This window comes from Afipia dichlorophenoxyacetatis (genome assembly GCF_055386385.1).
The window spans coordinates 5,502,248-5,523,724 of record NZ_AP029250.1; the positions used below are offsets into that span (position 1 = coordinate 5,502,248).

A 21,477-nucleotide genomic window follows, 5' to 3' on the forward strand; every position below is an offset into this window, starting at 1 on the left:
GGCGCAAGGCCGGGCATTTATTTCGTACAACGTCCCGAAAAGCGGATCAGAACTTCGCCGTGGCCGACACCTTGAATGTGCGCGGCTGACCAGGGGAGATATTGTTGTTGCCGTCTGCGGACGCCCAATAGCCCTTGTCGAAAATGTTTTCGATGTTGAGCTGACCGCGCCAGGTCTCGTTGATCTTCACATAGAGCGCCGCGTCGACGCGAACGAAGCCGGGCAAACGAACCGTGTCGTCCGAGGACGCAAAGGAATCCCCAAAGTAGATGATGCCAAGCCCAGCACCCCAGATCGGATCAATCTGGTATTTGTTCCACAAGGAGAATTGATTGTAGGGTACGAGTTGAACGCGATTACCCGGCAGAACCGTTGTCGAAGTCGCGCTCGTGATTCGCGCGTCGGTATAGGCATAGCCAAGCGAGGCCTGCCAATCGTTGGTAATATAGCCGGTCAACGCGGTTTCAAATCCACGGGTTAACGTACTGCCTGACGGAAAGAAAAAGAGGGGATTGTTGCCGTCAACAATCGGCTGATTGGTGCGGTTGAGATTGTAGACCGCTGCAGTGTACTGCAGCCGTGGTGTAATATTCCACTTCACGCCAACTTCCGTGTTCTCGAATTTCTGTGGTTCGAGGATCAGCGTACCGGTGCTTAACGCACTGAATTGATCACCCGACGCCGGGAGGTAGGACACGCTATAGGCCGTATAAACCGACAGATTTTCCATCGGCTTCAAGATAACAGCGGCCTGCGGCGAAAGCTTCTCATCGACACGCGCGCGCAAAATGCCGGTGTTTCTATCGACCGCCGACATGTCGAAGCGATCATAGCGAACGCCGCCAATCACCTGCAGCCAGCGCGTCACCTCGATCTGATCGCGCGCATAAGCGGACTGAGTGTTGAGCGCATATTTGCTGTTCGAGTCAGCCGACGTCACGCCGTCCGTGTTGGTCGCAGTTGGATGATGAACGAAGTCGATGGCCCCGAAGTAGGTCGGATCGAACGGATTCACAGTGATCGAATTCGTCCCGGTGCTCGGAAAAATTCCGGTATTACGCTGGTCGATACCGGTCTGCCGACCGAATTCCGTTCCGAAACCGATCGTGTGAAGCAATGGACCGGTGGCCGTCTTGTAGGTGAAGTCGGTCTGATTGATCGCGTTGTCGCGGTCTGTCCAGTGCTGATAGGCGTTCAAGCTGACCGCTGTCTGAGCAGGATTCACTGATCCTCCCGGATAAGCGTTCTGATAGAATTTATTGTAGTCGGCGTAGACCGACGAGTTCTTGACCGTCAGTCCATTTTCGAAGTCGTGCTCGATATCTACCCTGGAAGTCTGCACGTCAGCTTTTGCGACATTGTAAATCGGGCTACCGAAAAACGTCGTTAGATCGCCATTCGGGGCGAAAGGCCTTGCCGGATTAGCACTCGTGGCTCCGCCCGGAACACCTGCGAGTGCTTGAGAGGGATTGCCGCGATCCGCCGTGCGCTCATCGTGATAATATTCGTAGCTCAACTTGATTTTGGTGGTGTCGTTCGGCTTCAACGTCACTGTCGGATTAAAGCCGTAGCGTTCGAGATTTCCGAAATCGCGGAATGTCTCAGAGCCCTCATAGAATGCGTTGAAGCGAACTGCGACGCTGTCATTGACCGCCTGACCGGCATCAAGGGAGATGCGCCTGTCGCCATAGGAGCCGGATTGCATCGTCGCCTCGTAAAGCCGGGTACCATCAGCCTCCTTGAGCGTACGGTTGAGAAGACCACCACCCGCACCGCGGCCGAAAGTCAATGCACTCGGCCCTTTCACGACCTCGATGCTCTGGGTGTTGTAGAGATCGCGAAAGATCTGAACGTCGTCGCGAATGCCGTTGACGAAAAAGTTCGCGCTTGAGTCCACACCGCGAATAACGAGTTCGTCGCGGTTACCTTCGCCCTGATGCACGGCGACGCCGGGAACGTAACGGGTGACGTCAGTCAGACCGAGCGGGGCTTGATCCTTGATGAAGTTCTTGGTGAGGACGCTGACCGACTGCGGAATATTGATCAGCGGCGTATTGCTCTTGGTCGCGACCGACGTGCTGTTGGACACATAGCCTGCAGTGCCGGTGCGACTGTCTTGCGTGTCGGGTAACGGCTCGGGCTTCGGCTTGGCTGCCGCTTCATCCGTCCGCCGCCGTGCCGCGGTTCCCCGCCGCCGCGCCTTGGGCTTGTGGGTCGCAACCACTACTGGAGGGAGCGGTGTCGCGCCAGCCTCACTTTCCGCAGCGGTCTGCGCCATCGCTTCCGGCGCGCACAAGATGACGCTGAGCACGAGATAGCTGGCGGACATGAGGATTGATCTGGAAATCGAAATCGAGCGTGCCTGACGCTGCGAGCGAATGGCGTGAATCATTACTGGCCCCAAGAGAAACGCGCGTCGCAACCACGCGACGACTTCGTGCGCTTCTCTTGGAAAAATCATCGGGGTGCGTCCAGACGTCGCACCTTCGAAAAATTTGCGGAGTGTTGCGGAATAAATCTGAGTTAAAGCGCTTTAGAACCGATCTAGACTATGTATCGTTTAACGATATGCCCGCCGATACAGTGTTTCTTCATTTCAGAAGCAGCCGAAACCTCATCGAAGTAATGAAATTCGATCCACATCAACGACTCACTCTCGATAAATTCTAAAACCGGACAGGCACGAACTCATGGTCGTATACAGCCAGCACGAGTAACGGCAACGGCGTCACTCACGCTTCACTCGCTTTTTGAATTCTTCGCTAGCGGCGCGGCTCGACCACCAGACACTGGATTGCCCGGCCGAAATAGCCTTTGGCATCCCCAAGCCGCGATACGGCGATACCCGCCCCATCTGGCCCCAATGTTGTTTCCGAATTTAGCAAAATCCAATCGCCGACAGGCGCGCGCGCAAGCGTGACCGTGAGATCGGCATTGATGAACGTCCATTTGGCGAAATCAATCACTGAGGCAACGCCATTGGTGAAATCGGCCGACAACGCAGCCCGCATCACCGCAGAATTCTCACTATCCTCGACCATTGGGCGATTGGCGCGAAACCAGATCGCGGCGGGGCCAAGGGTCAGAAAGCGACCGCGCACCGACCGCAACGTCACGCTGTTGATGAATTTGCTTGATCCGTGAGGCGGCTCTTCAATTCCATCTTCCGGACCAGGAACGTCGATCGGCATATCCACGACATCCGACGGCAGTGAAATCGCTTCAGACTTCACCTTGAGCACGGTGGCGCGAACAACTTCCACGCCATTTGACAGGATGCTGACACGGCAAAGCTGGATCTTTCGGCCCTCGCGCACCACCTCGGTCTCAAGCGTCAGCGGCGCCACTGGTACCGGCCGCATCAGATCGACGGTGACGCGAACCACCTGCATCGGTTGGGCTGTTGGAATGCGCTCCGCGGCCCACACCACCAGTGCAGACGGTGCGCCGCCATGCTGCATGCTCGGGTCCCACGGCCCCCCAGCATGCTCACTGGTGTGAACACGATTCCCATCAACGCGAAATACAGCATCCATGAAACAAAACCGATTGCCGGGGGATCAATTAAGTCTTGAAATCACATCACAACGGGCTGTCGACCGCTTCGTTGTATTCTTTGGTCAGGCGCGCGACGAGGTCAGCAACAGGCCCAACTTTGTCGACGCTGCCGATACCTTGGCCGCTGCCCCAGATTTCCTTCCAAGCCTTCGGCTTGTTGCGTTCACCACTGGCATCCGTCGCAAAACTCATTTTCGATGCATCGGAGACAGGAAGATTGTCTGGATCCATACCTGCAGCGACAATCGACGGCTTCAGGTAGTTGCCATGAACGCCAGTGAACAGGTTCGAGTAGACAATGTCTTCCGCCGCCGACGATGCGATCATGTCCTTATAGCCGTCGGGCGCATTGGCTTCGTGCGTCGCGATGAATGCCGAGCCGATGTAAGCAAAGTCCGCACCAAGCACGCGCGCCGCGCGGATTGCACGCCCTGTACCCATCGCACCGGACAGTGCGATCGGACCGTTGAACCATTGCCGCGTCTCTGCGACGAACGCGAACGGCGATAGCGCACCAGCGTGACCGCCGGCACCGGCTGCCACCAGTACCAATCCGTCAGCGCCCTTCTCGACCGCCTTGTGAGCGAATTTTTGATTGATGACGTCGTGAAAGGTGATGCCGCCCCAGGCATGAACAGCCTGGTTCAATTCCTCTCGCGCGCCGAGCGATGTGATCACCATCGGCACTTTGTGCTTTTCGCAGAGCGCGAGGTCCTGATCCAACCGGTTGTTGGATTTGTGCACGATCTGATTCACCGCGAATGGAGCGGAAGGACGATCGGGATGGGCCTTGTCATGCGCAGCCAACTCTTCCTTGATCCGATGCAGCCATTCATCCAGCAAGGCCGCGGGACGCGCATTCAGCGCCGGAAAAGACCCGACGACCCCTGCCTTGCACTGGGCGATGACAAGATCAGGTCCCGATATGATAAAGAGCGGCGAACCGATCACCGGTATCGAGAGACGATTCTTGAACAAGGCAGGCATCGACATCCGAAATTCCTCTTCCTTCAAATTGATCGCAGGCATTCGCCGTCAGGTTATAATGCCTACGCTCATACGGGGTGTAAGGACGCCTTGGAAGAGCAGGAAAATTATTGACAGACCGCGCGGGTGACGAAATTTTCTGTCCTGCACGCGCCGCCCCCGGAAAAATAGGCTTTTGCCGAGCATTTCTGGGCGGCTTCGATGTCGAGGCTGCGGCCTTCCTTGTAGCCTTTTTCCCTGCATAGCTGGTCTGACGCCGACTTGCAGTCGGGCGCGCCATTGGACGCAACGATACACATGGTCCGACCGACAACCACGGATTGTCCGGACAACGGCGCGATGCGGGACAAACCGTCGGTCGCCTTTTTGGCACTGGAATTCAGCCCGTCGATGGTCTGCTGAGGAGTCGGCAGCGACGGGGTCAAACTGGACGTGGTGCCTTTGATCAGCTTCCCGATCTCCTCAACAAGACCTGGGTTATTGCGGCCAGGCGCTTCGGATTCGGGAGGGGCCGGCGGCTGATTAGCGGATGGGGCAGCCTGTACCGCCGCCGGTGTTTGGGATTGCTGGGGCCACGCAACCGCTGTCGCACCAAACAGCGCAACCAACGTCGCGATCGCCATAAGGATCTGGCGACCCCGGACATCCACATAGATATCGCCGGCGCGAACGGACATGGCGTAAACCTATCCCGGCCCTTCCGGCAGGAAAAGGGCTGTCTGGCGAGTGTGACGGTTCAGAAGTTCGCATCCAAGCAAGCCGCAAGCCTTGTGCGAATTTCGGAATCAAAACACTAGAACAGCCTGAAGGCAATGATGAATCCGATGATGAGGGCGCCTGCTCCAATGCTCACCCACAGACCGAGCCGCTTCTCGATGGCTTCGCGAATCCAGACGCCGTATCGGTTGAGCAGCACCGCCACGAAGAAGAACCGCCCGCCCCGCGCAACGATCGACAGCAGCACGAACAGCAACAGATTGTAGTTGGCAAACCCCGACGTGATCGTGACGATCTTGTAGGGAATGGGCGTCAGGCCCTTCAGTAGGATGATCCATGCGCCATACTCGGCATAGGCTTGGCGAAATGCCTCGACCTTCTCGCCGTAGCCGTAAAGCTGGATAAGCCACTGTCCGACGGAATCGTAGAGCAGCGCTCCGATGGCGTATCCCACCATGCCGCCCGCGACTGATGTAATGGTGCAAACCAGCGCATACAGCCACGCCTTCTGAGGCCGCGCGAGCGACATCGGAATCAGCATCACATCCGGCGGGATCGGAAAGAACGAGCTTTCGGCGAACGAGACAGCTCCCATCAGCCAGAGGGCGTAGGGCTTGTCGGCAGCGGCGATACACCAGTCGTACATTTTTTTCAGCATGGCGCGATGAACCATCGTCCAGCCAATTTGTCCATGGATGGAATTGTGTCGAACCTGCGAAAAATTAGCGCCGTTTCTTTAGACGGCCACTTTCGCGCGCGACAATTGGTCGCCGGGCTGCAAGCTCTGGACCGACCGGCGCTTTTTTAAGCTTCGGAGCAGCATCGGAATCCGGCGCGGCGGCACGGGATTTTATCGCGGTTGCCTTGGTGACCGACTTGGGAAGCTTCTCGGCAATCCCCTGAACCCGCTCGCGCCGGTCCATCTCGTCCCATACGTCCTGAGGCTTCACACCGGCTGCCGCCCAGAGCACCGAGAGGTTGTAGAATAGGTCCGCACTTTCCCGGACAACCGCCTGGGAATCGCCGTTCACGGCATCAATGACGACCTCAATGGCTTCTTCGGCGAGCTTCTTGGCCATCTTGGCCGGGCCGCGCTGAAACAGCCGTGCCGTCCGCGACGTTGCCGGATCGAGATCCTTGGCCGCAATGATCGCCTGATAAAGCCGCTCCAGCGAATCACTCATGGAGAAACCTTAGGTCAAATCCATCCACAGCACGTTAACAAGCCGGCTTTCGGCCGGCGGAATGCTTAAAAAAGCACAAATCGCTGGGATTTCGCCGTGATTGGCTTACTCAGGCGAGAAGTCCCAGATGCCAGGACCATCGTAAGGAGGGACGCTGTCGCCGTAATAGGCCGGCGCTCCGTAATAGTGGCCGCCGTAGTAAGGGGTACCGCCGTAAAAGTAGTGCTGGCGGTAGTAATCGCGGCGACGCTGGTCAGCGATCGCGGTCCCCATCGCTCCGAGCGCTAGACCCATAAATGCGCGCCCCGCAGCATTTTTATAGGGGTCGTGCCGTCGCGCCACGCGGCGGCGGGCGCTGAAATCAGTCGCTTCGCCGACGACAACCGTAGAGGCGCTTACATTCTTCGCAACCGGCGTAGTAGGCCGCGCTTGGGCGGCAGACATTGGCCCGGCAACGCCCAAAGTCAAAGCAGCGACGGTCGCCAGAACCACACCTTTGCGGAAGGAAGAAATCTTCGGTCCGAACATTTCGAGTCCTTGTCATCATGTTCCGGCCGACATCGACCGAAAAAGGAAAAAGCGGTTACGCGACACTAGTGTGGCGGTTCTGAAGTCCGCATCATTCGTGCGGCGAGTCCGAATGCGGACTTCAGCCAAAGCCACACTAGAAAGAATAACTTGCTAGAGTCCTTCGATTCCGAAGTTCGCAGACGCGCGAGCAGCAGGATGATGCGAACTTCGGAATCGGGACTCTAGGTTCCCCACCCCGAATGCGGGCTGAACGATGGGTGGCAAAATCAAGGCAATCTGTTACCAAAAGATAGAGCAGTGGCAAGCGGTCGCGGGTCAATCCATGGCTGGGGTCATTAAACAAACATACGAGACGTACAAAACGTCACTAGATCCAGGACCTTCAGGTCTCAAGCCCAGTATCATGTTGAAGCGTTCGACCACCTTCCTCCGGACCGCCTCTCTCTCACTTGTCGCGCTTGTATGTCTGCTCTCCTTCATCGGTAGGGCGCACGCCTCCACCGCCATGCGCTTCTCGCTCGACCGCGCGATCGACGGTGCGGCCGCCCCGTTTGTAGTCGCCTCGGTGCAGGACTTCTTCCGCGCCGAAGACTTGGCGGTGACGGTCGATTCCGCCAATGGATCGGAAGATGCGATCGCGCGGGTTGCGTCAGGCGCGAGCGACATGGCATTGGCCGATATCAATGCGTTGATCCGCTACCGCGACAAGGAGAACGCACCGCCGATCAAGGCTGTGTTCGTGCTGTACAATAGGGCCCCCTACGCCATGGTTGCGCGCAAGAGCCGCGGCATCAAGACGATGACGGACCTTGAAGGCAAGACCATCGGTCTGGTTGATGGCGATCTTGCCGTGAGATTGTGGCCGGCCGTTGCCCACCGAAACCAAATCGACCTCGGCAAAGTGAAGGCCGAGAAGATCAATGCCGCTGTACGAGAACCGATGTTGTCAGCCGGACAGCTTGACGCGGTCACAGGGTTCTCGTTCTTGTCTGCGATCAATCTGCGCGATCGCGGCGTTCCTGCGAATGATCTGACGGTTCTGCGGTTCGCCGACTTCGGTTGTCTGGTTTACGGGCATGCGCTGATCGTCAATCCGGCCTTCGCGGCTAAGCATCCTGATGCGGTGAAAGCATTCTTGCGCGCGACCCTGTCCGGTATGCGGCTCGCCATTAAAAATCCAGAACATGCCATCGACATCGTGATGACGCGAATGAACAACAGTTCCCGCGACATGGAGCTTGAGCGGCTGCAAGCGAGCATTCATGACAACATCGTCACCAATGAGGTGAAGCAGAACGGCCTTGGCGGGATCGAGACACATCGCTTCGAGGCCGCAATGGATCAGATCGCGGAAGGCTACGACTTCCGCAAACGTCCGTCAGCGGACGACATTTTCGATGAAAGCTTCCTGCCGCCCGCGAACGATCGCAAAATCGATTAAGCACTTCCCGAACCATCGCTGTATTCCCCTTATCCCACCGGTTAGGTTATCGTTCCGGCAAGTCTCGTCCACGCGATAGTTGAGCAGCTACCCATGCCCCTCATCCGTCTGTACATTCGCGTTCTCGATCTGCTCGGCAAGGAGGCGCGTCTCGGCTGGCTGCTTGCCGGTGCCAATCTGCTGCTGGCCATAGCGCAATTCGCCGAGCCGGTCCTATTCGGACGCATCGTAGATGTGCTATCGGCGACACCCGCCGCCAGCACCACGCCGCGATCGCCGTGGCCGCTGCTCGGTGCCTGGGCTGCGTTCGGATTGTTCACCATCGTCTGCAACGCCGTGGTCGCCCTGCAGGCCGACCGCCTCGCCCACCGGCAACGCCAGGCGGTGCTGACCGATTATTTCGAGCACATCATGCAGTTGCCGCTGACATTCCATAGCGGCACGCATTCCGGCCGCCTCATGAAGGTGATGCTGCAGGGAACAGATGCACTGTGGCGGCTATGGCTCAGCTTCTTCCGCGAACACTTCGCGGCGATTGTCTCACTCGTCGTGCTGCTGCCGCTGTCGATCTATCTGAACTGGCGGTTGGCTATTCTGCTGTTCGTGCTGTGCATTGTCTTCACGGTGCTGACGACACTTGTGGTGCGCAAGACCTACAGCCTGCAGATGCAGGTCGAGGAGCACTACGGCGACCTTGCCGCGCGTGCATCCGATGCGCTCGGCAACGTCGCACTGGTACAAAGCTTTGTGCGCGTCGATGCCGAAGTCCAGGGGTTGCGCGGCGTCGCGGACAAATTGCTGTCGGCTCAGCTTCCAGTGCTGTCATGGTGGGCGCTGGTCGTGGTGATGACCCGCGCATCCACCACCATCACCATCCTCGCAATCTTCGTTGTCGGTATCATCCTGCACGGACAGGGACTGGCAAGCGTTGGCGAGATTGTGATGTTCGTAAGCTTCGCGACCATGCTGATCCAGAAGCTGGAGCAGGTCGTCAGCTTCATCAACAATGTCTTCATGGAAGCGCCGCGGCTGCGCGAATTCTTTGACGTGCTCGATGCTGTTCCCGCCGTACGTGATCGGCCGGACGCCATCGATCCGGGCCGCTTGCAAGGACTTGTGGAATTCAACGATGTCTCGTTCTCCTATGACGGCAAGCGGCCGGCTGTCGAAGATGTGTCCTTCACAGCGTTGCCGGGCCAGACCTTTGCGCTCGTCGGCGAAACAGGCGCAGGTAAATCAACCGCCATCGCCCTGCTCCACCGTGCATTCGATCCGCAGTCCGGTCTGATTAAAATCGACGGCATGGACATCCGCGGCATGACGCTCGCCTCACTGCGCCGAAACATCGGTGTGGTGTTTCAGGAAGCACTGCTGTTCAACCGATCGATCGCGGAGAACCTGCGCGTCGGCAAGCCCGATGCCACCGACGCTGAATTGCGCGCGGCAGCCGAAGGCGCGCAGGCGCTAGACTTCATCGAACGCAGCGAGATGAAGTTCGAGGCCAATGCAGGCGAGCGTGGCCGCATGCTGTCCGGCGGCGAACGGCAACGGCTGTCGATCGCACGCGCCCTCTTGAAAAATCCGCCCATCCTGATTCTGGATGAAGCAACCAGCGCCCTCGATGCAGTCACTGAGGCAAAAGTGAACGCCGCTCTCGATACTGTGATGCAAGGCCGCACAACGTTTGTGATTGCCCACCGGCTCTCGACGATTCGCAACGCCACCAGGATCCTGGTGTTCGAGAGAGGTCGCGTTGCCGAAAGCGGAACGTTCGATGAACTCGTCGCAAATGACGGCTATTTCGCCAAACTCGCGAAGGCGCAATTCATGGTGCAGGAGAACTCGAGTGCTGGATTACCCCTTCCAGCGGCGCTTCTCGATACAAAGCCCTGAGAGCATGCACAGGGTGTGGGCAACCGTCGAAATTTGGCCCATTTCCTGCTTGAATGAAGCCCAGACCCACTATGCCGGACCTACGCTCCGGTATAAGTATTGATTTCGTTGCCGCAAAGATATGGCGGCATGATCGCATCGTCCATCCGAACGCAACACGCCGAGGACGCCATGACTTTATTCGCCGCAGGCGTGCTTTCAGAGATCGGAATCGGATAGTGACATCGTCTCGCACCCGGTTCCCATTGCTGTCGTTGCGAGCGCTGACCTTTGCTGCGGCATTGATGGCTGCAGCATTGATTGTGCCGCAGACCGTGCGAGCCGAAGCACTTCTCGTGATCGAAGCAGATACCGGCAAGGTCCTGCAGGCCGAGAATGCAACTTACCCATGGTATCCGGCCTCCGTTACGAAGCTGATGACGCTCTACGTCACGATGAAAGCTCTAAAGGAAGGCCGCATCACCCCCGACACATTGTTCACGGTCTCTCCGACTGCGCTCTCGCAAGCGCCCTCCAAGATGGGCTTCCCGGTCGGCACTCAGGTCACCGTCGATAACGCCATGAAGATGATGATGGTGAAGTCGGCCAACGACATTGCCGTCGTACTCGCCGAAGGCGTTGCGGGCTCGATCGACAATTTCGCCGAGGAGATGAACAAGAACGCGCAGCGTCTCGGCATGACCCAAACGCATTACGTCAATCCGAATGGCCTGCCCGCCGACGGGCACGTGACGTCCGCACGCGATCTCGGCATCCTGGCGCGTGCGCTGATCCGCGATTTCCCGGAGTATGAATCTTACCTCCACATCCCGGCGATCAAATTTGGCCGGCGCATCACTGCGAATTTCAACAAACTGATTGGCCGTTATCCCGGCGCTGACGGCATGAAGACCGGTTTCATTTGCGCATCGGGCTTCAATCTCGTCGCATCTGCGACCCGTAACAACAAACGTTTGATCGCTGTCGTACTCGGGGCATCTTCTGGGTCGATGCGCGCCGTGCGGGCCGCTCAGCTTCTGGAGCGCAACTTCAATAATCGCCTCTCGTGGCTGAAGCCCTCGCTTGGAACCGTTGATTCACTGGCGCCCATTGACGCCGCACCGCCAAATCTGCGCGACGAGATGTGCGGACCAAAACGCAAGCGCCCCGCCGCCGAGGATGAAGACGACGACGTCGCCGTAACCGCCGGCAACAACGATGCCGGCGTCTCGATGTTTGCGTCCAGCGCGCAGCCCATGAAGATCTCAGAGATGCTGGCCGCGCCGGCAGCCCCTGTGACGCCGGTCATCGTCTACACCGGCCCGACCCGCACTGGTGACGCAGTTCTTGCCGCTGACGCGGCCGAAACCGCCAAGCAATCCATTCCAAAGAGGAAGGGAGCCAAGAAGGCAAAGCTTGCGGCCAAACAAGAGGCCGGCGCCGAAAAGACTGACGCCAAACCCGCCGTGAAGCCGGATGCAAAACCGGTCGCAAACGCCAAGCCTGCAGCGGCTCACGCCAAGCCGGCGACCACTGCAGCCGTGGCTCCGGCAAAGCCGGACAAAAAGGCGGAGACTGCGACCAAGCCTGCCAAGCCTGCGACCGCTCCGGCTAAGCCAGCGGCCAAGGGCAGCAACAAGCCAGCTGCGACGCAACAGAAATCCGACACCGCGCCTCGGGGCTGAGGCCGGTCAGACTATTTACCTTCCCCGCAAACCGTCGATGCGTCGTTAGCGCGCACAGGCTTGCCATGCTCCTCACTTCGGCCCAATACTCCGCGAAACGCGGCATTCGGCGCAAGAACCGGAGCCACCAGGACATCAGCTGAGGGGACATCCGATGGAACGCATCTGGCTCAAGCAATATCCGGCCGGCGTGCCAACCGATATCGACGCCAATCAATATCCGTCGCTCGTCGAACTGCTCGAGGAGAGCTTCAAGAAGTTCAGCGACCGCAGGGCGTTCATTTGCATGGATAAGGCCATCACCTATCGCGAGCTCGACGAGATGTCGACGGCGATCGGCGCCTACCTGCAGAGCAAGGGCCTGAAGAAAGGCGCCCGTGTTGCGATCATGATGCCGAATGTGTTGCAGAACCCGGTCGCGTCGTCCGGCATTCTGCGCGCGGGCTATACCGTCGTGAACGTCAATCCACTCTACACGCCGCGCGAGCTTGAGCATCAGCTCAAAGACTCCGGCGCCGAAGCCATCATCATCCTGGAAAACTTCGCAGCCACGCTCGAGAAAGTGCTGCCGAAGACTAACGTCAAGCACGTCATCATGGGCACCATGGGCGACCTGCTTGGCTTCAAGGGCGTCATCGTCAATTTCGTCGTGCGCAAGGTCAAGAAGATGGTGCCGCCATTTTCGATCCCCAGCGCGGTTGCCTTCAACGATGCCCTTGCCGCAGGCCGCAAGCTGAAGCTGAACAAGCCGGCGATCGGCCCCGACGATGTCGCCTTCCTGCAATATACCGGCGGCACCACCGGCGTCTCCAAGGGCGCGACCCTGCTCCATCGCAACATCCTCGCCAATGTTCTGCAGAACGACGCATGGCTGCAACCAGCGCTGCGTAAGCCGCCCATCGTGGATCAATTGCTGATCGTTTGCGCGCTGCCGCTCTATCACATCTTCGCGCTGACAGCGTGCTTCCTGCTGGCCGTGCGTGCCGGCGGCGCCAACCTACTGATTCCGAACCCGCGCGATATCCCGGGCTTCATCAAGGAATTGCAGAAGTACCAGGTCAACAGCTTCCCTGCGGTCAACACGCTCTACAATGCGCTGGTGAACAATCCCGAATTCAAGAAGGTCGACTTCTCCAAGCTCAAGACCTGCTTCGGCGGCGGCATGGCCGTGCAGAAGCCGGTCGCCGACCAATGGCTTGCTGTCACCGGCTGCGCGCTATCTGAAGGCTATGGTCTTTCGGAAACGTCGCCAACGCTCACTTGCAATCCGGCGGACATCGACAGGTTCTCGGGCTCAATCGGCCTGCCCGTGCCCTCGACTTATTTGTCGATCCGCGACGACGACGGCAACGAGGTGCCGCTCGGTGAGCCCGGCGAGATTTGCGCCAAGGGTCCGCAGGTGATGGTCGGCTATTGGAATAGGCCGGACGAGACGGCGAAGGTGATGACAGCCGATGGCTTCTTCCGCACCGGAGACATCGGCATCATGTCGCCGGACGGCTACACCAAGATCATCGACCGCAAGAAGGACATGATCATTGTGTCCGGCTTCAACGTCTACCCGAACGAAGTCGAGGAAGTGATCGCCAGCCATCCGGGCGTGTTGGAATGCGCCGTGATCGGCGTGGCTGACTCGAAATCGACCGAAGCCGTCAAGGCCTTCGTCGTGAAGAAGGATCCGAATTTAACGGCGGAAGACGTCATCAAGTTCGCCCACACGCAGCTCACGAACTACAAGGTGCCCAAGCACGTCGAGTTCAGGACCGAATTGCCGAAAACCAATGTCGGCAAGATCCTGCGCCGCGAGCTGCGTGATGAAAAATCCAAGGCTCCTGCAGCAGCCGCAAGTTGACCCGCAAGCAGGGCGCCGCCGCATGAGCAAACCAGACACCAAACCCGATGATGTTCTGGAGTTCTGGTGTGACGCCGGCCCTGACCGCTGGTGGTGTAAAGACGACGCGTTTGACGCCGAAATCCGTGGTCGTTTCGCGCATGTATGGGACGCTGCACGGAACGGTCAATTATCCTCGTGGCAAGCAAGCGACAATGGTGTGCTTGCGCTCCTCATCGTGCTTGATCAGTTTCCGCGCAACATGTTCCGCAATGATGCACGCGCCTTCTCGAGTGACGCTCTGGCACGGGAGGTCGCATCGCGCGCCATCGCTGAAGGGCGCGACCATCGCATCGAAATACTTCTTCGCGTCTTCATATACATGCCGCTTATGCACTCGGAAGATCTCACCGATCAGGAGCGCTGCGTGGCGTTACTTGATCAATCGGGTGACGAGGAAAACCTCAAATATGCCGAAGAGCACGCCGATATTATCCGGAAGTTTGGCCGCTTCCCTCATCGCAATCCGGTTCTCGGCCGTGAGATGAAGCCCGAAGAAGCCGCTTTCCTTGAGAGTGGCGGCTTCGCCGGCTAGTGTGGTGGTTCAGAAGTTCGCTTTATCTTGTCCGCAAGTCCTTCAAGCGAACTTCTGAACCTGAACCACACTAGAATCATAAGTTGCTAGTGTCCTTTCGAATCCGAAGTTCGCTACGGGACGCGCTGCACCATGAGGCGAACTTCGGATTCAGGACACTAGGTCCAACCAAATATTAACGAATCCTTGCTAATTCGCAGCCTGCCGCCAACAGGTGGTGAGCCGGAATCGACATCGTGTCCATCATGCAAGCCGAGAGCGCGCCCGAAGCGAAGCCCGCTGGTCTGATCGCGCGGCTGCGTGAAGTGCTTGTCGGCACCAGTGAAGCGGCCGTCACCAAGCGTCTCGCGGGCACTGTCTTTCTGATCCGCGTGCTCAGTGCAGGCCTTGCCTACTTTTCGCAGGTGCTGTTGGCGCGCTGGATGGGCGGCTCGGACTACGGCGTCTACGTCTATGTCTGGACCTGGGTGCTTCTGCTCGGCAGCGTGCTGGACTTCGGCATTGCCGTCTCAGCCCAAAAACTCATTCCCGAATATCGCACAGGCGGCCAGCTTGCATTGCTGCGCGGCTTTCTCTCCGGCAGCCGCTGGATGGTGTTCGCGGCCTCCACAGCCGTCGCGCTGTTGTTCGCGGGCGTGGTCACGATCCTGTCGCCATGGATCGACGATAACACGATCGTTCCGCTCTATATCGGCTGCCTGACCCTGCCCGCCTTCGTCGTCGCCAACACGCAGGATGGAGTTGCGCGTTCCTATGACTGGATGCGGCTCGGCCTGATGCCGCAGTTCATCGTGCGGCAGGGACTGATCATCGGCTTCACGGCCGGCGCCGTCGTCCTCGGCCTGCAGCTCGGAGCGACTGCGGCCATGATCGCCAGCACGGCGGCCGTGTGGATCGCAATGATCGGACAGATGCTCGTGCTCAATCGCAGCCTTCGCGAAGCTGTGGCACCGGGACCAAAAGCTTATGACTTCCAGGGCTGGCTAAAGGTGTCGCTGCCGATCATGATGGTGGAGGGCTTTTACCTGTTGCTGTCCTACACCGATGTGCTGGTGCTGCAGCAGTTCCGCTCCTCCGAGGAAGTCGGCGTCTACTTCGCGGTTGTGAAAACCCTCGCGCTGGTCTCGTTCATTCACTACGCAATGTCGGCGACCACCGCACACCGTTTCAGCGAATATCATTCCACCGGCGACACAGAGCGCCTTTCTGAATATATCGCCCATGCGATCAAGTGGACATTCTGGCCATCCGTAGCGGCAACCGCTGTTCTGCTCGCACTGGGCAAGCCACTGCTGTGGTTGTTCGGTCCGCAATTCACGGACGGCTATGGCATCATGTTCGTCGCGGCCATCGGTTTGATTGTACGCTCTGCGATCGGCCCCGTTGAGCGCCTGCTGAATATGTCAGGCAACCAGAACATGTGCGCTCTGGCTTACGCGCTTGCCTTCCTGATGAACCTGGCACTGTGCGTCCTGCTCGTGCCGCGTTACGGCGGCTATGGCGCCGCCGCCGCAACGTCCACAGCACTGGCATTCGAGACGGTGCTGCTGTTCTGGATCACAAAGCGCCGTCTCGGCTTTCACGTTTTCGCTTTCGGCAAGAAAGGCTGATTACTCAGCCGTCCAGCCACCGTCGATCGACAAATTTGCGCCGGTGATCTGCGCTGCGTCGTCGCCGCAGAGGAAGAGCGCGAGTGCCGCAACCTGCTCCGACGTCACGAACTCTTTGGTGGGCTGCGCGTCGAGCAAAACATCGCGGATGACCTGCTCCTTGGTCATGTTACGCGCCTTCATCGTATCGGGGATTTGCTTCTCCACCAGCGGCGTCCAGACATAACCCGGGCTGATGCAGTTGCACGTGATCTTATGGGTTGCGACCTCAAGCGCGATGGTCTTGGTCAGGCCCGCGAGGCCATGCTTCGCCGAGACGTAGGCAGATTTGAACGGTGAAGCAACCAACGAATGCGCCGAAGCTGTGTTGATGATGCGCCCCCAGCCGCGCTTCTTCATGCCCGGCACGGCAGCCCGAATGGCATGAAACGCGGACGACAGGTTGATCGCGATGATCGCATCCCACTTTTCGATCGGGAATTCCTCGACCGGCGACACAAATTGGATGCCGGCATTGTTGACCAGAACATCCACCGAGCCGAACGTCTTTTCGCCAAGCGCAATCATCTCGGCAATCTCCGCCGGCTTGGTCATGTCTGCCGGAGAGTAAGCCGCCTTGACCTTGAAATCGGTCTCGATGGCAGCGCGTTCTTTCTCGATGTCAGCAGGCGCACCGAAGCCGTTGATCACCACGTTTGCGCCAGCGCTCGCAAAGGCGCGCGCATAAGCCAAGCCGATGCCGCTGGTCGAGCCCGTCACGACAGCCGTCTTGCCCGAAAGAGTACCCATTATTTGCTCCTGTTTACTTTCGTTCGATTGGTTCGTCGCCGCAGAGATCGTAAGTCACCATGGTCTCGTCGGACTGCGGCCGCGCCAGCCATTCGGGATGGCTCATGGATTGATACACGTTGCGTTCTCCGGCTTCCCAATGTTCAACCATCGCGACGCGTGAGAAGTCGTAGTCCTTTGACGACGCTTCGTGGATTTTGCTGCGGTAGATCAAATGGACGACAGTGACGGTATTTTCCTTCGCCGCCTCATTGAGAACGCCGACCAGCGGGTCGTTCTTGAGATCGTCCGGCAACTTCGCGATCAGCGCCCGCACCGCCAACTTGGCGTTATGAATCTTTCGATTCATATCCGTGTTCATGCGGGTGCGGCTGGAGAAGCGAATGTCCTTCTCGCGTTCCTCGGCTTCCGCGACAGTTGTAGGCAATGGTCCGCGCGCGCTGAACAGATCGACCTGGAAGATCAGGAGATCGGTGCGCGTTTCTTTTTCCAGCACATAATCCAGCGGCGTGTTCGAAACGATGCCACCATCCCAATAGTGGGCGCCGTCGATTTCGATTGGCGGAAATCCCGGCGGCAACGCAGCCGATGCCATGATGTGTTCAGGCCTGATCTTGCGCTCGGTGTTGTCGAAATATTCGAAGTTTCCTGTTGCGACATTCACCGCACCGACACTGAGGCGGATGCCGTTCGTGTTGATGAGATCGAAATCCACCAGCCGCTCGAGCGTGGCCCGTAAGGGCGACGTGTCGTAGTAGCTCAGGGATTGCGGGCTACCGGGAGGCCAGAGTGGCGCCGCAGGAAAGCGCGGCGTGAAGAATCCTGGGACACCGAAGGTCGCCACGAGCGCCGCGCTGGTCTCGTTAAAAATCGATCGCGCCTTGTCGCCCTGCATAAAGGGGCTCCAGAACAATGGCGCGGAGGCCATTTCCCAGAATTCCTTCAACCGCGCAATGCGCTTCTCGCGCGGATTGCCCGCGATAATCGCGGCGTTAATGGCTCCGATTGAAATACCGGCAATCCAGGCCGGCTCAAAATCGTGGTGACACAAGGCCTGATAAGCGCCCGCCTGATAAGAGCCAAGCGCGCCCCCGCCCTGAAGCACAAGAACGCGCTTCGCCTCAATCGGCTTCGTGGCCTTCGGCTCGTGAATGTCGGACGCAGAACTCATCGTGGTCACTGACCATGTAGCGAGAATGTTCCCGCACCGTGGCGTCAGTTCGTCGCGGCGTCAATGTATGAAACGTTAAGGAATGTCACACGGGTGTTATTGACCGTCAGGTGCCGCCAGAATGAGCGTCCAGAACACCTTGTATTTCGTGTTCGGCGCATAGGTCGCCGCAATGCCCATTTTTGTGACACCAGACGCCAGCATGTTTGCCTTATGCGGAGGCGAATCCCGCCAGCCTGAAAAAGCCTCGGCGAGAGTGTGGTAGCCAGCAGAGACGTTTTCAACGGCCTTGGTCGCATCAAATCCGGATGCCTTGATGCGCTTATCAAGCGTCCCGGCAACGTTGTGGTCGAGCTTGTTACGGCTCGCCATCGCGCTCGATTGCGCCTCCGCCGCTTTCATCAGCAGCGGATCAATCTGGACCGCGCCAAGGCCATTGTTCTGCCGGTAGCCGGAGATCATGGATGCCGCCACTGGGCCGTCAAGCTTGGCGTCAGCACTTGCCATGCTCACATAAAATGCCGGCTGTTCGGTCGACGGCTCACGATCGGCCGTACAGCCGCCCATTATCGCCAGCGCCAGAATGGCCCCCACCGCACGCTTCATTCACGCCCCCAAACAGATCAGGGGGCACTTGTTGCACACTAACAGTGGCTGAAAGGTGAACAGTGAATGATTGGAACACCGCGCGGAAACGCCTGGAGACGATCCGGAGAGCCTACCTACCCTTGAGCTGCAAACAGCCGGTAACGGCGGGGCTGCAAGCTGACCACGTCACCTGGCTTCAGGTCGCGGTCGCGCGGCGCATCGACCTCAACGAGAGTTTCACCATTGCCGGCGCGCAAGACGATATCGGCACGCTGTGTCGGTCCGAACGCGCGGACACGTCTCACATCGCCTTCGATCATCCCTGCGCCGGCCGGACCGATTGCCACGTCGTGACGGCGGATAAATAGATTCGAGGGACCGGAGGCCACACCACGCGCCTCCAGATTCAAAACCTTGTCTCCCAGCCGAACCTGCCCATCGCTGACCTGAACCGGCAGCACAATGGATTCACCGATGAAGCCATGAACGAATGCGGTGGCTGGATTGTCGTACACCTCTCCTGGCGTCCCGATCTGCTCGATTTTCCCTTTGTCCATCACCACCACGCGGTTGGCAACTTCAAGCGCTTCTTCCTGATCGTGAGTGACGAAAATAGAGGTGACGTGAATTTCGTCGTGCAGTTGGCGCAGCCATCGGCGCAATTCCTTGCGCACCTTGGCGTCGAGCGCGCCAAACGGCTCGTCAAGCAACAAGATACGCGGCTCGATCGCCAGCGCACGCGCCAGCGCAATGCGTTGGCGTTGACCGCCGGACAGCTGACTAGGGTAACGATCAGCCAGCCAATCGAGCTGAACGAGATCGAGCAGCTCTTTCACACGCTTGCGGATTTCTGTTTCACTCTTACGGATCGCGCGAGGCTGAACACGCAGGCCGAACGCCACGTTTTCAAACACGCTCATGTGGCGGAAGAGCGCGTAGTGCTGAAACACAAATCCGACATGACGTTCGCCGGCACCGCGCTCCAGTGCATTCTCGCCATCGAAACTGACGGATCCGGATTCGGGCCAGTCGAGGCCGGCGATGATACGCAACAACGACGTCTTGCCTGACCCCGATGGTCCGAGCAGCGCCACCAGTTCACCCGTCGCGACCTTGAGATCGACATCATCCAGTGCAGTGAAGCTGCCGAATTTCTTTACGATATTGCGAACTTCAATCGTCACTGGCGGGTTGCCCCTCTTCGAGATGGCTTTCAAGAATCGTTTTTACGACCAGCGTAACAAGCGCAAGGAATGCGAGCAGCGACGCAATCGCGAAAGAAGCCACGAACTGATATTCATTGTACAGAATTTCAACCAGCAGCGGCATGGTATTCGTTTCGCCGCGGATGTGACCAGATACCACAGAGACGGCGCCGAACTCGCCCATCGCGCGCGCATTACACAATAGAACGCCGTACAGGACGCCCCATTTAATATTGGGAATGGTGATGCGCAGGAAGGTGAGCAACCCTGAGGCGCCAAGCGAGATGGCTGCTTCCTCTTCTTGCGTACCCTGCTCCTGCATCAACGGGATCAGCTCACGCGCGACGAATGGAAACGTGACGAACGTCGTTGCTAGCGCGATGCCCGGCACAGCGAACAGAATGTGGATACCGTGAGCCTGCAGCCACGTGCCGAAATAGCCCTGCGCCCCGAACAGCAGGACGAACACCAGACCGGCAATCACCGGACTGACGGAAAAGGGAAGATCGATCAGCGTGATCAGGATCACCTTGCCGGGAAACTCGAACTTGGCGATCGCCCAAGCTGCGACCACGCCGAAGACGAGATTGAGGCTGACTGAAATCGCCGCAACCAGCAGCGTCAATTTGATCGCCGACTGCGCTTCCGGATCGGACAGTGCCGCAAGGTAGGCGGCAACACCTTTGGCAAAAGCCTCCGTAAACACGACCACCAGCGGCAAAACCACAAAGATCGTCAGGAACGTGACCGCGATTCCGATCAAGATCCATCGGACCAATGCCGGCTCGGTACGCGTTTCATGCGCCGAAGAGGTGCGGAGGCGGTTGATGGTCATGACCGTGCGGCTCAGTGCGCGATAGCCGCGCCGCGCGTCTGCGCCCAGCGCTGAATGCGGTTAATGGCAAAGATGATCAGGAAGGCCACAACGAGCATGATGACTGCAATAGCTGTCGCATCCGCATAACGGAATTCTGACAGCCGGATCACGATCAGCAGCGGCGCGATCTCCGAGACGTTAGGAAGATTACCAGCGATGAAAATGACCGAACCATATTCACCGACAGCCCGCGCGAATGCGAGTGCAAAGCCCGTCAAAATCGCTGGCGTCAGGCTCGGAAGAATAACTCGCCGGATGATGTCCAAGCGGCCCGCGCCGAGACTGGCAGCCGCCTCCTCGACCTCAATTTCGAGATCGATCAGAACCGGCTGCACAGTCCGCACCACGAACGGAAAGCCAATAAAGACCATCGCGATGAAAATGCCGATCGGCGTGAAAGCCACTTTGATACCCATTTGGGCAAGCGGCGCGCCAAGTAGCCCCTTCTGCGCGAACAACGCCGTCAGTGCGACGCCCGCAACCGCGGTCGGCAGCGCAAAGGGGACGTCCACGATGGCATCGAACAGGCGGCGGCCGGGAAAACGATAACGCACCAGCACCCAGACGATGACCATCCCCATCACCAAATTGACGATGGCGGCCGCAAACGCCAGTCCAAAGGAAATCTTCAACGCATTCAGCGTCCGCCGTGCGGTGAGAATCTCCCAGAACTGATCGAGGCTGAGTTCCGTGGTTTTCAAAAAGAGGCCTGCGAGCGGAATGAGGACAATGATCGAGAGCCAGGTCAATGTCAGCCCCATGGTAAGGCCAAATCCCGGCAAGGTCCTTCGCTGTCCTGCGCCTCCGCTCACGATGCCCCCTTCACAAATCGATCA

19 protein-coding genes are annotated in these 21,477 nt (G+C 58.4%); 6 read left to right on the forward strand and 13 right to left on the reverse strand.

Annotated elements, in window-relative coordinates; all coding sequences use genetic code 11:
- Nucleotides 1-46 precede the first annotated feature (46 nt).
- The 7 genes from ACZ5C3_RS25845 to ACZ5C3_RS25875 form a co-directional block, all read right to left on the reverse strand.
- Nucleotides 47-2,392: a TonB-dependent receptor gene (locus ACZ5C3_RS25845; RefSeq protein WP_464033964.1), complete on the reverse strand. Its 2,346-nt coding sequence runs from the start codon at nt 2,390-2,392 to the stop codon at nt 47-49.
- A 370-nt stretch (nt 2,393-2,762) separates the two neighbouring features.
- Complete coding sequence (locus tag ACZ5C3_RS25850) at nt 2,763-3,536, reverse strand: thioesterase family protein (RefSeq protein WP_464033965.1); 774 nt, start codon at nt 3,534-3,536, stop codon at nt 2,763-2,765.
- A gap of 46 nt (nt 3,537-3,582) precedes the next feature.
- The gene (locus tag ACZ5C3_RS25855; RefSeq protein ID WP_464033966.1) at nt 3,583-4,551 is read right to left on the reverse strand and encodes an NAD(P)H-dependent flavin oxidoreductase; all 969 of its coding nucleotides are present in this window, start codon (nt 4,549-4,551) and stop codon (nt 3,583-3,585) included.
- A 101-nt stretch (nt 4,552-4,652) separates the two neighbouring features.
- Nucleotides 4,653-5,222: a hypothetical protein gene (locus ACZ5C3_RS25860; RefSeq protein ID WP_464033967.1), complete on the reverse strand. Its 570-nt coding sequence runs from the start codon at nt 5,220-5,222 to the stop codon at nt 4,653-4,655.
- Nucleotides 5,223-5,338: 116 nt separating this feature from the next.
- On the reverse strand, nt 5,339-5,920 hold the full coding sequence (locus ACZ5C3_RS25865) for a YqaA family protein (RefSeq protein WP_464033968.1): 582 nt from the start codon (nt 5,918-5,920) through the stop codon (nt 5,339-5,341).
- A 64-nt stretch (nt 5,921-5,984) separates the two neighbouring features.
- Nucleotides 5,985-6,446: a phosphoribosyl-ATP diphosphatase gene (gene hisE, locus ACZ5C3_RS25870; protein ID WP_464033969.1), complete on the reverse strand. Its 462-nt coding sequence runs from the start codon at nt 6,444-6,446 to the stop codon at nt 5,985-5,987.
- 105 nt (nt 6,447-6,551) lie between these two features.
- Complete coding sequence (locus ACZ5C3_RS25875; protein ID WP_464033970.1) at nt 6,552-6,974, reverse strand: hypothetical protein; 423 nt, start codon at nt 6,972-6,974, stop codon at nt 6,552-6,554.
- Between the two features lie 406 nt (nt 6,975-7,380).
- Between ACZ5C3_RS25875 and ACZ5C3_RS25880 the strand changes: the two genes are divergently transcribed.
- From ACZ5C3_RS25880 to ACZ5C3_RS25905, 6 genes are all read left to right on the forward strand, one after another.
- The gene (locus ACZ5C3_RS25880) at nt 7,381-8,418 is read left to right on the forward strand and encodes an ABC transporter substrate-binding protein (RefSeq protein WP_464033971.1); all 1,038 of its coding nucleotides are present in this window, start codon (nt 7,381-7,383) and stop codon (nt 8,416-8,418) included.
- A gap of 93 nt (nt 8,419-8,511) precedes the next feature.
- Entirely contained in the window at nt 8,512-10,311 is a 1,800-nt protein-coding gene (locus ACZ5C3_RS25885) for a glucan ABC transporter ATP-binding protein/ permease (RefSeq protein ID WP_464033972.1), read from the forward strand.
- Between the two features lie 284 nt (nt 10,312-10,595).
- Entirely contained in the window at nt 10,596-11,975 is a 1,380-nt protein-coding gene (locus ACZ5C3_RS25890) for a D-alanyl-D-alanine carboxypeptidase family protein (RefSeq protein WP_464038434.1), read from the forward strand.
- Nucleotides 11,976-12,129: 154 nt separating this feature from the next.
- Nucleotides 12,130-13,827 carry a long-chain-fatty-acid--CoA ligase gene (locus tag ACZ5C3_RS25895; RefSeq protein WP_464033973.1) on the forward strand — a complete coding sequence of 566 codons (1,698 nt, stop codon included), beginning with the start codon at nt 12,130-12,132 and terminating at the stop codon, nt 13,825-13,827.
- A 22-nt stretch (nt 13,828-13,849) separates the two neighbouring features.
- Nucleotides 13,850-14,401, forward strand: coding sequence for a DUF924 family protein (locus ACZ5C3_RS25900; RefSeq protein WP_464033974.1), 552 nt, complete (start codon nt 13,850-13,852; stop codon nt 14,399-14,401).
- 245 nt (nt 14,402-14,646) lie between these two features.
- Nucleotides 14,647-16,011, forward strand: a complete 1,365-nt coding sequence (locus tag ACZ5C3_RS25905; protein WP_464038435.1) for a lipopolysaccharide biosynthesis protein — start codon at nt 14,647-14,649, stop codon at nt 16,009-16,011.
- Here the strand turns inward: ACZ5C3_RS25905 and ACZ5C3_RS25910 are convergent, their stop codons facing one another.
- The 6 genes from ACZ5C3_RS25910 to cysT form a co-directional block, all read right to left on the reverse strand.
- On the reverse strand, nt 16,012-16,800 hold the full coding sequence (locus ACZ5C3_RS25910) for a 3-hydroxybutyrate dehydrogenase (RefSeq protein WP_464033975.1): 789 nt from the start codon (nt 16,798-16,800) through the stop codon (nt 16,012-16,014).
- A 13-nt stretch (nt 16,801-16,813) separates the two neighbouring features.
- Nucleotides 16,814-17,971, reverse strand: coding sequence for a DUF3734 domain-containing protein (locus ACZ5C3_RS25915; protein ID WP_464033976.1), 1,158 nt, complete (start codon nt 17,969-17,971; stop codon nt 16,814-16,816).
- 96 nt (nt 17,972-18,067) lie between these two features.
- The gene (locus tag ACZ5C3_RS25920; protein WP_464044358.1) at nt 18,068-18,577 is read right to left on the reverse strand and encodes a CAP domain-containing protein; all 510 of its coding nucleotides are present in this window, start codon (nt 18,575-18,577) and stop codon (nt 18,068-18,070) included.
- A 116-nt stretch (nt 18,578-18,693) separates the two neighbouring features.
- Nucleotides 18,694-19,743, reverse strand: a complete 1,050-nt coding sequence (locus ACZ5C3_RS25925; protein WP_464033977.1) for a sulfate/molybdate ABC transporter ATP-binding protein — start codon at nt 19,741-19,743, stop codon at nt 18,694-18,696.
- Nucleotides 19,733-20,599 carry a sulfate ABC transporter permease subunit CysW gene (gene cysW, locus ACZ5C3_RS25930; RefSeq protein ID WP_464033978.1) on the reverse strand — a complete coding sequence of 289 codons (867 nt, stop codon included), beginning with the start codon at nt 20,597-20,599 and terminating at the stop codon, nt 19,733-19,735. Before cysW ends, ACZ5C3_RS25925 begins: the two co-directional genes overlap by 11 nt.
- An 11-nt stretch (nt 20,600-20,610) precedes the next feature.
- Nucleotides 20,611-21,453 (reverse strand): sulfate ABC transporter permease subunit CysT, encoded by an 843-nt coding sequence (cysT, locus tag ACZ5C3_RS25935; RefSeq protein ID WP_464033979.1) that lies wholly within the window; start codon nt 21,451-21,453, stop codon nt 20,611-20,613.
- Nucleotides 21,454-21,477: the final 24 nt, after the last annotated feature.